Raw genomic sequence first — 12861 nt, forward strand, 5'->3', positions numbered from 1 at the left:
CAACAGCCCTTCAGCATCCATGCTGAGGGGCTTTTTTATTAATAGCCCGCCAGCGTCATCAGCATCATCCATACTGGCGTCGTCACCGCCGCAAATACCGTTGAAAAGAGCATACTCGCCGCCGCCGGGCCAGGAATGACATTGAACTTCTGCGACATCAGATAGACGTTAACTCCGACCGCCATCGACCCCAGCAATACCACCACTTTACTCTCCAGCGGCGGCAAGCCGGTCAGCCAGGCAATCGCCCATACCGTCATCGGCTGCAGGACCAGCTTCAGCAGGCAGATGGTATAGCTCTCTTTAAGTCCATCCCGCACCCGATAGTGCGCCAGGCTCATGCCCAGTGTGACCAGCGACAGGGGCGCGGCCAGTGAAGCCAGCATCTTTAACGGTTCCGCGGCGAGCATCGGCAAAGGACGTTGCAGAAAACTCCAGGCCGTTCCGCTGAGAATGCCGATGATCAGCGGATTCTTCAGCACGCCAGTCAGGGTGTGCCACACGCCTTGCAGCGAGAAGCTGCCCTGTTTCGCCCACTCGACCGAAACGGTGAGTAAGGTCCAGAGGATCAGGCTGTTAAACACCAGCACCAGCGCCACCGGGGGCAGGGCTTCTGGCCCGAGCAGCACAGTAGCTACCGGGATCCCCAGCATCACGTTGTTGGAAAAGATGCCGCCCAGGGCAAAGACCGAAGCCGCCACGCCATCCAGATTAAACAGCCTTGTTGCCAGCACTCTCCCCACGATAAACACCAGCAGGCAACTGCCGAAGAAGGCCAGGAGCAGACGCGCATCCACCGGCGGACTTTGCGAGAAGGTGCTCATCACCCGAAACAGCATGCAGGGCAGCGCGACGTTAAACACAAAGCGGTTCATCCCTTCACTGATGCTGGCGGGCCATTTTCCGAGGCGCGTCAGGCAGTATCCAAGCAAAATCAGGATAAACAGCGGAGCTGACAGATAAATTTGATGGCTAAGGCTTTCAAACAGCAGTGGCATAGGGAGAGTCTGGTCAGACGATGATTAGTTACCAGACTAACAAATTGCTAACTAACTGTTAACTATAACGGTGTCCGGATTGAGTGCAGCAGGGACGCTAGCCTAACCAGCGGCGTGCCTGCTGGTCACTGATATCGCGATAATAGACGCGATGAATGATTTCGCCGCAGCCCGAACAGTGCGCGGAAATATAGGTGGAAAGATAAGATCTGCCATTTGGCGCGATAGCACCCCGACGTTCAATAATAATATCCTGCCATCGATGGCGGTGAGGAATAAGCGCTGATAATCGCATCATACATCCTGAATAGTATGAAGTTCCGTTTCAGGAGTTGTTAACTCCATGAAATGTGGTGTTTTTTACGATGACGCTGCGAGCAGGTTAATTATTATGGGGCGATCGTTGAAACTATGGGAAATAGCCTTCCTGAGGTTAGTAGATTGAATATACCTATAAAGAGGTATCCCTGAGGCCCGCAGCATTAAGCCTTTTTTTGCCCCGCTAAGCGTTGATCGGGATCATGTGAATGGGTTCAGCGGTGAACATTCCCGGGACGGTCACTGCTTGCTTTCGCAGCACGCCACAAGCATCTCAAGATTTACAAATCACTGTTCAAAATATCTATCACTGAACGCTAAGACATTGTGTCTAAGTCGCCAACTGATGGCTTTGTGCCAGCATCATCGAAAGTAAGATTCGGCGCGTATAGTGCGGTAAAGATGGATCACGTTGTATTGGCATACACGGAAGCAAGAAGAGGTGAGATCGCTAAGATAGAGAAGTCACAAATTAAATTCGACAAAGATACCCAGCGCTACCATCTCCTGATCGCCCAGGGAGGGCAAAGGAAAGACGGAGAATGCTGCAAGACAGGTAGTCGCCACCCTAAATTGATCGAACGGGGAGTAATAGAATACGTTGATCGCCAATGGAAAGATCGAATTTTCTCCGAAGTGGCAGGTACGAACATGACTCAGATCGACAAAGTGTTTGCTGATCTGCGTGATCAGCTTGAGTTTTGTATCTGGATGACTACGGAAAACGGTGGTTGCTGAATTCCATTCGTCATAGGGTTTGCTCTTCGGCAATAGCTGGTTGGGTGAAAAACATTCTGCACCTACAGCAAACCGTAGGTCACGAAAAAAGCGGAGGGATCACTAAACGCTATTTGCATAAGTTTCCCTTATCCTCAGTTTCTTATGTAATTGATGGTATTGATTGGGAGTGAATAAAATAGCCAAGTTCTGTGCTTGGCTATTTATTTTATTTCCGTTAAATGAATGGTGGTAAATAGAAAGCTGATAACATCATGAATAGAAAAATAATACCGACAATGGAAAGTCGCACTTTTACCCGTAACCAATCGGTGTACTGATTAGGAAGTTCTTTAATAAATCGAATTTGTTCATTATCCATTCCTCGCGTATGGAATGAGTTTTCTTTAAAGTATAACGCTTTAATAAAGAATGCATCACGCATAAACGAGAAAAAGAACCCCCCATCCTGATAAATTAAAACTTCTGCTGGTCTTGCTCCAAATTTATCGACAAATAGCGAGCAGAGAGTAATGAATTTATTTTTCGAAATGTAATTGTAAATAATAGAAATAATTGTTATGAGTATCAGACATAAACACAATACCAATCCAATAGAGTTTCGATGCATAATTATAAAATCAATTACCGATAGTTTCATACAACTCTTCTCCACCCCATTCACCGAATGCGCCACCTGCATTACTACCGACATAGCCTAAACCAGCCCCAGCGATCACAGAGCAAGCAAGCCCTCCAGCACCAGCAGTACCAATGCCGATAGCTATACAAAGAGGTATTGCTAAATAACCAGCGGCAACACCAACTCCCGTACTCAAAGCAAAACTACCTATCTCAGTATACCTTTTCTTAGTACATTCAGCTTCGCGACCAACAGAACATGCCTCATGGATTTCGTTAAGAGAATGGAGTCCGCTAAAACCAATGCCCAAATAACCAGTGTAACGCATTGCTTTTACGTATTTAGCTGCCTTTTCGATGTGGGTTGCATAACCTTCAATGTCACTAATCCCCGTTTCATTCCATTTGTGGGTAATAGAGCTACTGGACAGGCCAAGCGCATTTTTTATTTTGGTATACTCTCCGAATTTCATAGCCTTATTCAGGAAGTTCACTTTGAGTATGGATTCAAGCTCTTTAAAAAACTGGCTACGTCGGACATAAAATTGTTCACCAATTAATGCACCACGTGTTATGTAGGTGTTTTTATATGTTTCCTGGATCTCTTTGAGTATTTTTTCGATACTCTCAAAGTATTTTCCAACAGGATCAGCAGCAAGGCCAATTCCTGTATCAGCGTAGCTAGTAAAATTAGCTATGGTAGCGTAATGCTTATGTAGGAAGTTAGCTTCCTTGTGCGTCAATGGTGCCAATGCCGCATCAACTCGCGTTTTAGCATTCTCCATGTGGGCGATCTGTTCGTCATCCTGCTGATCGGGATGAACCAGAAGCATTATAGAACCGGCTTTATAGCTTTGGTCAGCACCGTTAAGCGTGGCGAATAGTTCCTTTGCTCCGGCTGGTGGGTTCTCAGTGAATAGCAGACGCTGCCAGGCCTCTGTAGTCCCTCCATAGGGGAGAACGGCAAAACCTGCATCAATACCTGTTTTCTTTTTCGCTGTCTGGGCGTGTTGTTCTGGTGCTGGCTCAATCGGCCCTGGTAGTACAGGCATTTTGACGAGGTGAGATAGATCGGTGTGCGTTACGGTTGGTTCTCCAACCAGTTCATAATAATCATCCCAGTTTGAAGGAACGAACTTCGATTTGCAGGGGCAGGAGCTATAACTGTCCAGTGTTCCGGCAATCTTTTTACCATGTATGTCATCGTCATTAAGCCCGCCGCAAATACGGTAATGGCCTGGATGTTTGCCGCAGGAAACTTTATGACCTTCGCACGCCATGTCTTTATCGAAAAATTGGTGATCGGTACAACCTTCGAGGATTCTTCCGCCGCAAACAGTCTTATCACCTCTGAACAAAAAGTAACCTTTGACCCCCATTAGTGCTTAATCCCTTGCATGGTTAAGAATCCTTTCGGGAGTGTGTCACCTTCACGGAAAACCAGTCTGCTGCCGGATTGTGGTGTGGAGATTATTTCATCGCCATTATCAAGCATACTGCCAACCAGTGCAGCAGATGCGCCATGCATAATACGCGCTTCACCAGCACCGGAAATAATAGTGGCTTCACTGCCGTCAGCGTAAACAACTTTATCACCAACTCGTGCCATCTTATAACCGCCAGCCGTACTACCTCCCGTAGCATTGCGGATTACTCCCCCGTTGCGGGTAACGCTTCCCACTACAGCGAATCGGAAAATGTAAGTTACCGGGCGGCTAGCTTGTTTGTTGAACTGTTCAAACTCTTCATGTGTTTTGCTGCCAAAGTTTGGTAAAAAATCTTCGTCGTAGAGTGGCTGTGAAGAGGATTCCCGGAGTTCAGGCGTGATCTCGTTGGTGTATTGCTTCATAAGTCCCTTTACTTGTTATGGAAATAATCACGATGGTCATTTTACAAACAATGGCTACATGCGCAACAAGAATCAGACGTAAGCGAAACTGCATTTCGAAATTGAAAGTTAGTGGATAGGGCGATGCTTTGTATGATTGACTGAACTATCAAACCTGCATTTTGGGCACTTCCGGTTTTTATGTCGACAATTGCTAACTATCAGGTGCTAATATTGAGAGCTCGGAGCTTCGAGGATCCCGTGAACGTTAATAAGTTTTAAGGGAGGCTTACCCTCCCGTACTTTCTTAATGATGTTACAGGCTGCACCTGTTAGGTTATGGATCCCATTCTTTGCTTTATGCTAGTCGCGGATCTGTTCGGGTAGCTTGTCATTCACCGGGCGTTGCCTGTACAGACGGTGAAAGCATCAAAGGAATATCTGCTCCTTTTTAATTCTCTGGGGTTGAGGTCAAAAAGGGGGGATAGGTATTTTCACGGTGAACAAGCAATAGCTTGAAGGGTCGGCTTGCATCAGTAAGCAACTTCTCCTAATCTGGCAAAAATATAGAGATTCAATCAACACGACTCGGGGTGCCCTTCTTTGTGAAGGCTGAGAAATACCCGTATTACCTGATCTGGATAATGCCAGCGTAGGGAAGTCTGATGCCTGACCGCATTCGCCTTCTTGTTCGCCGGTTGGGAGCTACGATGACACATCAATCTCAACACCTTTCTGCTGCGCACTTCGCGCCCGTTCTGCACACTTTCCGCCGTCAGTCACCGCTGGTGCACTGCATGACCAATGACGTGGTCCAGAATTTCACTGCCAACGTCCTGCTGGCACTCAATGCCTCACCGGCAATGGTGATCGATGCTGACGAAGCGGCACAGTTCAGCCGCTTTGCCGATGCGTTGCTGATTAACGTCGGCACCTTAACCCGTGAGCGTCAGCAGGCGATGCAGGCTGCTGTGAGCGCCGCCAGAGAGGCGGGTACCCCCTGGACACTCGATCCGGTAGCCGTCGGCGCGCTGACGTTGCGCAGTGACTTCTGTCAGCAACTGCTCAGCCAGCAACCAGCGGTGATTCGCGGCAATGCGTCAGAGATTCTGGCGCTGGCGCAGCAGGCCAGTGGCGGGCGCGGTGTTGATACGCTGCATCAGGCGGATGCAGCACTCGATGCGGCACAGCAACTCGCTGAGACCTGGCACACGCTGGTCATTGTCACCGGAGAAGTGGACTATGCCACCGACGGTCAGCGAATCCTCGCCATAAGCGGTGGAAGTCCGTTAATGACGCGGGTGGTCGGCACCGGCTGCGCGCTCTCTGCCGTGGTCGCGGGATTCAGTGCTCTGCCGGGCGATCGGCTGATGAATGTGGCGGCAGCCTGTCAGGTCATGGCCCTGGCGGGGGATAAGGCAGCGGCGCAGGCGTCCGGGCCGGGCAGTTTTGCCACCGCGTTTATTGATGCACTCTGGACGCTGGAGGTGGAGCATGAAGCGCATTAATGCTCTGACGATTGCCGGTACCGATCCCAGCGGTGGCGCAGGCATTCAGGCCGATCTGAAAACTTTCTCTGCCCTGGGTGCTTATGGCACCAGTGTGATTACCGCGCTGGTGGCGCAGAACACGCAGGGCGTGCAGTCGGTTTATCGCATTGAACCGAATTTTGTTGCCGCCCAGCTCGATTCGGTACTGGATGACGTGCGTATCGACAGCGCAAAAATCGGCATGCTTTCTGAAACGGCCATTGTGGAACAGGTTGCGGCCCGGCTGAGGCGTGCAGAGATCCCGTTTGTGGTGCTGGATACGGTGATGGTCGCGAAAAGTGGCGATGCGCTGCTCTCGCCAGACGCCGTGGCCAGCGTACGGGAGCGGTTATTACCGCAGGTATCGCTCATCACCCCAAATCTGCCGGAAGCGGCGGCGTTGCTGGATTGCGCTATCGCCACCGATGAGGCAGAGATGCGCGAGCAGGGGCGGGCCTTGCTGGCACTCGGCTGTCAGGCGGTGCTGATGAAGGGCGGTCATCTGGCGGCGGCGGAGAGTCCGGACTGGCTGATTACTCACTCAGCGGAACAGCGATTCAGCACGCCACGCGTGCATACCCGTCATACGCACGGCACCGGCTGCACGCTGTCGGCCGCCTTAGCCGCATTACGTCCGCGCCATGCTGACTGGGCAGAGACGATTGAGGAAGCGAAAAACTGGTTGCAGCAGGCGCTGTTACAGGCGGATTCGCTGGAGGTCGGGAAGGGGATTGGACCGGTGCACCATTTTCACCAATGGTGGTGACGGCGAAGGCCCGCATCGGCTGGTATTCAGGCGGTGCGGGCAGTTTCAGTTTCAGGGCGCTTCAAACCAGGCGCTGTTACGCTCGGCAATCGGGGTGATTGAGAAGATCATCTCCTGCAGGTGACGGCGCATCGCCGCTTCGGCGGCATCGGCATCATGGCGCTTCAGCGCGGCAAAAATCTCTTCATGCTGCTCAATCAGCCTCTCCGGGGGTGAGACTTCACTCAGCGTCAGAAACCGCACCCGGTCCATGGCCGCTTTTATGTTTTCCACCGTCTCCCAGGCAAGCTTGCAGTCAATGCTTTCAGCGATCAGGCGATGAAACTCATCGTCCAGAGTGAGGAAAGCCTGGCTGTCATGCCGCCCGGCGGCAATGCGCTGCAACTGCAGATTGTGTTCCAGCGCCATCAGGGCGGGATCGTCAATCTCCACCGCTGCCCGCCGCACTACTGACACTTCCACCGCCTCACGGATAAAACGGCCATCCGCGACACGCTTAGCGGAGATTTTGCGCACGAAGGTGCCGCGCTGCGGCAATACCTGTACCAGTCCGGCTTCAGCCAGCTTAATGAACGCTTCACGCACCGGCTGGCGCGAAACGTTGAAGCGTGCGGAGACCTCTTTTTCAGAGAGCAGCGAACCTGGCTGAATTGCACAGGTGACAATATCTTTGCGCAGATAACGGTAAATCTGCTGATTTACCGGTTCGCTGGTAGTAATGGTATAGGCGATCGACATGCAGCAATATCCATATTACGGCTGGCACAGGCCAGCACGATGGGAAAGTGTCAGTCTAATCAGGGTACTGCGCCTGCGCCAGTGCTTTGTGACCGCAGCATTAGCTGCGGTTCAGGTACTGATGCACTGTAGCTCGTGCGCCCTGGGTGGTGAGTTGCTGATAACAGGCCGTCAGCCGGGCGACCACGTCGCCATTCTGCGCCAGATCCTCGCCGAAGACTTCGCGGATGGCGAGTAATGCCCGTACGCGAGCCTCACCCTCCTCGCTGGCGGCAACGCACTCTGCAAGCTGCGCTTTCATCGGGTCGCGGATTTCAATCGGCTGGCCCTGTTCATCAACGCCACCGACATAGCGCATCCAGCCCGCTACGCCCAGCAGCAGCAAATCGCAGTCACTGCCGCGCTGCAGGTGCCAGCGCAGGCTGTCGAGCATACGCTGTGGCAGTTTCTGTGTGCCGTCAGTGGCAATCTGTCCGGTGCGATGTTTAATCGCTCGGTTTTCATAACGGGCGATCAGCGAGTCGGCATAGGCATTGAGATCCACGCCCTGGGTGCGCAATGTGGGTGCCTGCTCATCGATCATCAGGGAACGGGCGGCGGCACGGAAATGGGGATCGGCCATGCAGTCGCTGATGTACTCATAACCTGCCAGGAAGCCGAGGTACGCCAGGAAAGAGTGGCTGCCATTCAGCATGCGCAGTTTCATCTCTTCATAGGGCAGGACATCACTGACCAGTTCTGCGCCCGCCTTTTCCCACGCCGGACGACCATTGACGAAGTTATCTTCAATCACCCACTGGAAGAAGGGTTCCGCTTCAACCGCAACCGGGTCGCTGGAACCCAGGCGCGCGCTCAGGGCCGCAAACGCCGCATCGGTCATCGCCGGGACGATGCGATCCACCATGGTTGAGGGGAAGGTCATGTGCTGCTGAATGTACTCTGCCAGTTCCGGATCCTGCTGTCGGGCCAGTTGCACAATCACATTACGGGTGACGTGACCATTTTCCGGCATGTTGTCACAGGACATCACGCTGAAGGCAGGTAACCCCTGGTCACGGCGGCGGCGGATCGCTGCCAGAATCAGACCCGGCAGCGAGCGCGGCGCATCCGGATGCTGCAGATCATGGACGATATCGGGATGATCGGGATTTAAATTGCCACTGGCGGGCTGATGGCAATAGCCTTTCTCGGTAACGGTCATGGAGACAATCGCCACTTCAGGCTGACTCATGGCGTTAATCACCGCCTCAATACCGTCACTTTTGCCGTGCAGCGCCTGTGTGATGACACCAATCACACGGGTGTGCAGGGAATCATCGGCCATCTCTGTCAGGGTATAGAGCAGATGCTGCTCACGCAGGGCCTGAATCAGCGCGCCGCTGTTGAGGTTCACTTCGCAGTATCCCCAGTCGCTGCCCTGTTCAGCCAGCTTATCGCTGCAGAGTGCCTGATGGGCGCGATGAAACGCACCAAAACCGATATGCACCATGCGGGTTTTTAACTGGCTGCGGTCGTAAGCGGGGCGCCGGACCTCAGCGGGCAGGCGATCAATCTGTAACATAGTCCGTCCTTATGGCAAACGGGGCGCAAAGCGCCCCAGAATCATCATTCTGTTAGCGGAACAACACTCAGACCGAAACCGGTTTATCTTCAGGTTTTGGACTGCGAATCACGAACAGCACCAGGAAAGCCCCCAGCGCGGCGACACAACCCGCCAGGATAAAGGCGCTATCGAACTTACCGGTGTGCTGAACAATAAAGCCGGTGACGATCGGCCCGATGATGCCGGAGAGGCTCCCCACCAGATGGATAAAACCGCTGATGCTGCCAATACGGCTCTTGTGCACCACATCCTGAATAATCGCCCAGTAGATCGCGCCGGTGATGTAGAGAAAGAAAATGGACACCGACATCATCATCACGGCCGGAACCACCTCTTTTATCGTACCCGCCAGTGCCACACAAATTGCGGCTGCCAGCAGTGAGACCACCAGCACAATTTTGCGGGACAACAACAGTTTGCCGGTGATATTAAAGATTCTGTCAGAGATCCAGCCACCCAGCGCCAGGCCAACGAAACCGACGATCCATGGGATCATGGTGGTGATGCTCATCGATTTGATATCCAGGCCGTGCGCCTGCACCAGATAAGCCGGGAACCAGCTCAGGAAGAAGAACAGAATGTAGTTGTAGCAGAAGAAGGCAAACGCCGTGACCAGGATAATCGGCTGGCGCAGGTAGTAACCAAACGGATGCGGCGTTTCAGACAGGTCGACCTCGTCATTCGGGCTGGTGGCTTTCAGGCGATCGATCAGCAGGCGCTCTTTTTCGGTGACAAGTTTGCTCTTCGCCGGATTATCAGCGGCAAAGAAGAGCCAGAACGCCATCCATACCAGACCGATACAGCAGACGATCACAAAGGCCGGACGCCAGCCGTAGGCCAGCGCCAGATAGCCGATGATTGGACCGGCTACCGCGCCGCCCAGCGGTGATCCGGCACTCAGTAAGCCCATCGCCGTGGCGGCCTGCTTTTTCGGGAACCAGCCGTTAATCGCTTTGTTAGCCGAAGAGCAGATCGGGCCTTCAGCCATGCCGAACAGCACTCGCAGGATCAGCAGCGACCAGAAGCCGGTAGCCAGCGCGGTCATACCGCAGAAAATGGACCAGGCACCCACGGCCACGGCCAGCACGATTTTGGGGCCATAGCGGTCAGTGGCGAGGCCACCGACAAAGTTAAACAGGGCGTAGCCGAAGAAGAAACTGCCGAAGATCATGCCGAACTGCTCAGCATTAATCGCCAGATCTTTCTCAACCAGCGGTACGGTCAGGGACAGGGCAACACGATCGAGGTAATTGATCATGTAAACCAGGAACAGCAGCAAAACGAGGGTCCAGCGCAGATTCTTGAACATACAAACTCCGTGATCTGTTTTATCTTTTTAATTATGCCGGCGGGTACACACCGGCAGAGGACACCTGGTGTTCAGCGGGCATTAACCCATCTGAAGGATCACTTTGCAGCAGGTGCGCGGATCTTTTTCGAACAGGGTCATCGCGCGTTCAATCTCCTGCAGCGGGAAGTAGTGGGTGACCAGCTTCTCTGGCTGGATTAACCCCTTTTCCATCCATTCAATTACATGCGGGAAGCGGTTGCTGTTAAGACGTGAGGTAAACAGCGACAGCTCTTTGCTGGTCAGGCTTTGCTGGGTAATGCTGCACGGTTCGCCGGAGAAGCCCAGCAGACCGATGCGCGCGGCCGGTGAGGCCAGAGCGGCCGCTTCTGCCAGAATGGCGGGATGGCAGGCCGCGTCGATAATCAGCGTGGGCTGCACGCCTTCAAGCTGAGCCGCTAACGGGATTTCGCTGTTATCAAACAGCTGATCGGCACCACTCTGCTCAGCCAGCGCCAGACGTTCCGGCAGGCGATCCACGACCATCACCTTTTTCACCTGATAGACGCCCTTCAGCACCTGAATGGCAGTGAGCCCCATCGGACCGGCACCATAAATCAGCGCCACATCATCCGGCTGCGGCTTGATAAACGCCGTGATGTTGGCTGCGATAGTGAAAGGCTCGACCAGGCTGGCGAGCTTATCGGGAATCGCGTCCGGCAGGTGCCAGGCATTTTTAGCCGGGGCCAGCGCATACTCGCTGAAGCCGCCGTCGCGGTGCACACCAATTACCTGCAGGGTGGTACAGACATTCGGACGGCCCACCGAGCAGGGATAGCAGTGACCGCAGCTTACCACCGGATCGACTGCGACGCGCTGGCCCAGTCGTGCCGCGTCGACACCGTCACCCACCGCATCGATCACGCCAAAAAATTCATGACCAATCACTCGCGGATATTTCGCGAACGGGTTATGACCGTGCCAGATATGCACGTCAGAGCCACAGATGCTGGCATAGGCCACTTTAACCCGGACTTCGCCCGCCGCGGGTTGTAGCAGTGGACGTTCAGCAACCACCAGTTCACCTGGCTGTTCAATTACTACGCTTTTCATGGGTTTCTCCTTACCAGTTCCACAGGGTGCCATCTTCAAGACGGGCGACCGGCAGATAGGCAGGTTCATAGGGATATTTCGCCGCCAGTTTCTCGTTGAATTCAATGCCGAGGCCCGGCTTGTCGCCCGGATGCATGTAGCCCTGGTCAAAGGTCCAGTTAGCATCAAACAGCTCCATCATCTGTTCCGAGAAGCCCATGTACTCCTGCACGCCGAAGTTCGGCACCCAGAGGTCAAAGTGCAGCGCAGCCGCCATGCAGACAGGGGAGAGATCCGAAGGACCGTGCGAGCCAGTACGCACCTGATAGAGTGACGCAAAATCAGCAATACGACGCATTCCGGTAATGCCGCCCGCGTGGGTGATGGTGGTGCGGATGTAGTCGATCAGCTGTTCTTCAATCAGCTGCTTACAATCCCAGATGCTGTTGAACACTTCGCCTACCGCAATCGGCGTGACGGTGTGCTGGCGAATCAGACGGAAGCATTCCTGATTCTCAGCAGGCGTCGGATCTTCCATCCAGAACAGACGATAATCTTCCACGCTCTTGCCGAAACGCGCGGCCTCAATCGGTGTCAGGCGATGGTGCATGTCATGCAGCAGATGCTCATCGAAACCAAACTTATCGCGGATCGCCTCAAACAACTTTGGCGTGAAATCGAGGTATTTCTCGGTTGACCAGAGCTGCTCTTCCGGCCAGTTACCTTTGGTCGCAGGTTCGTAGGCCAGGCCTTTACCTTTTGCCATGCCGTAAGTGGTTTTCATGCCCGGTACGCCGCACTGTGCACGGATCGCTTTGAACCCCAGCTCTTTGTGCTTCGCATAGTCATCCATCACTTCATCGATGGAGTGGCCGGTGGTGTGGCAATAAACCATCACGCCGGTGCGTGAAGCGCCGCCCAGCAGCTGGTAGAGCGGCATGTTGGCGGCTTTACCTTTGATATCCCACAGCGCCATATCGACAGCCGAGATCGCAGACATGGTAACCGGGCCACGACGCCAGTAAGCGCCTTTATAGAAGTATTGCCAGATGTCTTCGATCTGATGCGCATCGCGGCCAATCAGCTGCGGGCAGACGTGATCTTTCAGGTAGGAGGCGACCGGCAGTTCTCGGCCATTCAGCGTGGCATCACCCACGCCAGTCAGCCCCTGATCGGTGGTGATCTTCACGGTAACAAAGTTTCTGCCTGCGCAGGTTACGAATACTTCCGCCTTAACAATTTTCATCCTGGTTGCCTTTCAGTCAGCGTTCAATGATGAAAAAGTACGCGCTTTAATACTACCATACAAGTTAGTCTGGCAGAGTTGTGAAGCCAGTCACAG

General features: G+C 53.4%; 12 protein-coding genes, 1 pseudogene and 1 riboswitch. Of the genes and pseudogenes, 3 read left to right on the forward strand and 10 right to left on the reverse strand.

Annotation, left to right across the window (positions count from 1 at the left end; all coding sequences use genetic code 11):
* Positions 1–38: 38 nt before the first annotated feature.
* Positions 39–998, reverse strand: a complete 960-nt coding sequence (locus tag EGO56_RS06435; RefSeq protein ID WP_135908057.1) for an AEC family transporter — start codon at positions 996–998, stop codon at positions 39–41.
* Between the two features lie 97 nt (positions 999–1095).
* Positions 1096–1293, reverse strand: a complete 198-nt coding sequence (locus EGO56_RS06440) for a hypothetical protein (protein WP_135910534.1) — start codon at positions 1291–1293, stop codon at positions 1096–1098.
* A 266-nt stretch (positions 1294–1559) separates the two neighbouring features.
* On the opposite strand from EGO56_RS06440, the pseudogene EGO56_RS06445 reads away from it, so the two are divergent.
* Positions 1560–2227: pseudogene (locus EGO56_RS06445) on the forward strand (site-specific integrase); the annotation flags it as partial.
* A 44-nt stretch (positions 2228–2271) separates the two neighbouring features.
* Here EGO56_RS06445 and EGO56_RS06450 read toward each other — a convergent pair.
* Genes EGO56_RS06450 through EGO56_RS06460 form a run of 3 tightly spaced genes read right to left on the reverse strand, consistent with a single transcriptional unit; the run spans position 2272 to position 4524 of the window.
* Positions 2272–2694, reverse strand: coding sequence for a hypothetical protein (locus EGO56_RS06450; protein WP_135908059.1), 423 nt, complete (start codon positions 2692–2694; stop codon positions 2272–2274).
* The gene (locus tag EGO56_RS06455) at positions 2675–4054 is read right to left on the reverse strand and encodes a PAAR domain-containing protein (protein WP_135908060.1); all 1380 of its coding nucleotides are present in this window, start codon (positions 4052–4054) and stop codon (positions 2675–2677) included. The genes EGO56_RS06450 and EGO56_RS06455 overlap by 20 nt, the downstream gene beginning before the upstream one ends.
* On the reverse strand, positions 4054–4524 hold the full coding sequence (locus tag EGO56_RS06460; protein ID WP_135908062.1) for a PAAR domain-containing protein: 471 nt from the start codon (positions 4522–4524) through the stop codon (positions 4054–4056). The genes EGO56_RS06455 and EGO56_RS06460 overlap by 1 nt, the downstream gene beginning before the upstream one ends.
* Positions 4525–5082: 558 nt before the next feature.
* A riboswitch (TPP riboswitch) is annotated at positions 5083–5179 on the forward strand.
* A gap of 34 nt (positions 5180–5213) precedes the next feature.
* Here EGO56_RS06460 and thiM point away from each other — a divergent pair.
* Both thiM and thiD read left to right on the forward strand, forming a co-directional pair.
* On the forward strand, positions 5214–6011 hold the full coding sequence (gene thiM, locus EGO56_RS06465) for a hydroxyethylthiazole kinase (protein ID WP_135908064.1): 798 nt from the start codon (positions 5214–5216) through the stop codon (positions 6009–6011).
* The gene (gene thiD, locus EGO56_RS06470; protein WP_135908066.1) at positions 5998–6798 is read left to right on the forward strand and encodes a bifunctional hydroxymethylpyrimidine kinase/phosphomethylpyrimidine kinase; all 801 of its coding nucleotides are present in this window, start codon (positions 5998–6000) and stop codon (positions 6796–6798) included. Before thiM ends, thiD begins: the two co-directional genes overlap by 14 nt.
* A 51-nt stretch (positions 6799–6849) precedes the next feature.
* Here thiD and EGO56_RS06475 read toward each other — a convergent pair whose 3' ends face one another.
* The 5 genes from EGO56_RS06475 to manD all read right to left on the reverse strand — a co-directional run bounded on the left by EGO56_RS06475 (position 6850) and on the right by manD (position 12765).
* Positions 6850–7536, reverse strand: coding sequence for a GntR family transcriptional regulator (locus tag EGO56_RS06475; protein ID WP_135908068.1), 687 nt, complete (start codon positions 7534–7536; stop codon positions 6850–6852).
* A 100-nt stretch (positions 7537–7636) separates the two neighbouring features.
* Positions 7637–9097 (reverse strand): mannitol dehydrogenase family protein, encoded by a 1461-nt coding sequence (locus EGO56_RS06480; protein ID WP_135908070.1) that lies wholly within the window; start codon positions 9095–9097, stop codon positions 7637–7639.
* Between the two features lie 67 nt (positions 9098–9164).
* Positions 9165–10448 (reverse strand): MFS transporter, encoded by a 1284-nt coding sequence (locus EGO56_RS06485; RefSeq protein ID WP_033733262.1) that lies wholly within the window; start codon positions 10446–10448, stop codon positions 9165–9167.
* Between the two features lie 81 nt (positions 10449–10529).
* The gene (locus EGO56_RS06490; RefSeq protein WP_135908072.1) at positions 10530–11540 is read right to left on the reverse strand and encodes a Zn-dependent oxidoreductase; all 1011 of its coding nucleotides are present in this window, start codon (positions 11538–11540) and stop codon (positions 10530–10532) included.
* Between the two features lie 10 nt (positions 11541–11550).
* On the reverse strand, positions 11551–12765 hold the full coding sequence (gene manD, locus EGO56_RS06495; protein ID WP_033783674.1) for a D-mannonate dehydratase ManD: 1215 nt from the start codon (positions 12763–12765) through the stop codon (positions 11551–11553).
* Between the last annotated feature and the right edge of the window lie 96 nt (positions 12766–12861).

The organism is Pantoea vagans (assembly GCF_004792415.1).
Taxonomy (GTDB): domain Bacteria; phylum Pseudomonadota; class Gammaproteobacteria; order Enterobacterales; family Enterobacteriaceae; genus Pantoea; species Pantoea vagans.

Excerpts from the sequence above, each read along its gene's own strand:
- EGO56_RS06490 (WP_135908072.1), bottom strand. The coding sequence starts at position 11,540 with ATGAAAAGCGTAGTAATTGAACAGCCAGGTGAACTGGTGGTTGCTGAA.
- EGO56_RS06475 (WP_135908068.1), bottom strand. The coding sequence starts at position 7,536 with ATGTCGATCGCCTATACCATTACTACCAGCGAACCGGTAAATCAGCAG.
- EGO56_RS06485 (WP_033733262.1), bottom strand. The coding sequence starts at position 10,448 with ATGTTCAAGAATCTGCGCTGGACCCTCGTTTTGCTGCTGTTCCTGGTT.
- EGO56_RS06480 (WP_135908070.1), bottom strand. The coding sequence starts at position 9,097 with ATGTTACAGATTGATCGCCTGCCCGCTGAGGTCCGGCGCCCCGCTTAC.
- EGO56_RS06460 (WP_135908062.1), bottom strand. The coding sequence starts at position 4,524 with ATGAAGCAATACACCAACGAGATCACGCCTGAACTCCGGGAATCCTCT.
- EGO56_RS06435 (WP_135908057.1), bottom strand. The coding sequence starts at position 998 with ATGCCACTGCTGTTTGAAAGCCTTAGCCATCAAATTTATCTGTCAGCT.
- EGO56_RS06440 (WP_135910534.1), bottom strand. The coding sequence starts at position 1,293 with ATGCGATTATCAGCGCTTATTCCTCACCGCCATCGATGGCAGGATATT.
- manD (WP_033783674.1), bottom strand. The coding sequence starts at position 12,765 with ATGAAAATTGTTAAGGCGGAAGTATTCGTAACCTGCGCAGGCAGAAAC.
- EGO56_RS06450 (WP_135908059.1), bottom strand. The coding sequence starts at position 2,694 with ATGAAACTATCGGTAATTGATTTTATAATTATGCATCGAAACTCTATT.
- thiD (WP_135908066.1), top strand. The coding sequence starts at position 5,998 with ATGAAGCGCATTAATGCTCTGACGATTGCCGGTACCGATCCCAGCGGT.
- thiM (WP_135908064.1), top strand. The coding sequence starts at position 5,214 with ATGACACATCAATCTCAACACCTTTCTGCTGCGCACTTCGCGCCCGTT.
- EGO56_RS06455 (WP_135908060.1), bottom strand. The coding sequence starts at position 4,054 with ATGGGGGTCAAAGGTTACTTTTTGTTCAGAGGTGATAAGACTGTTTGC.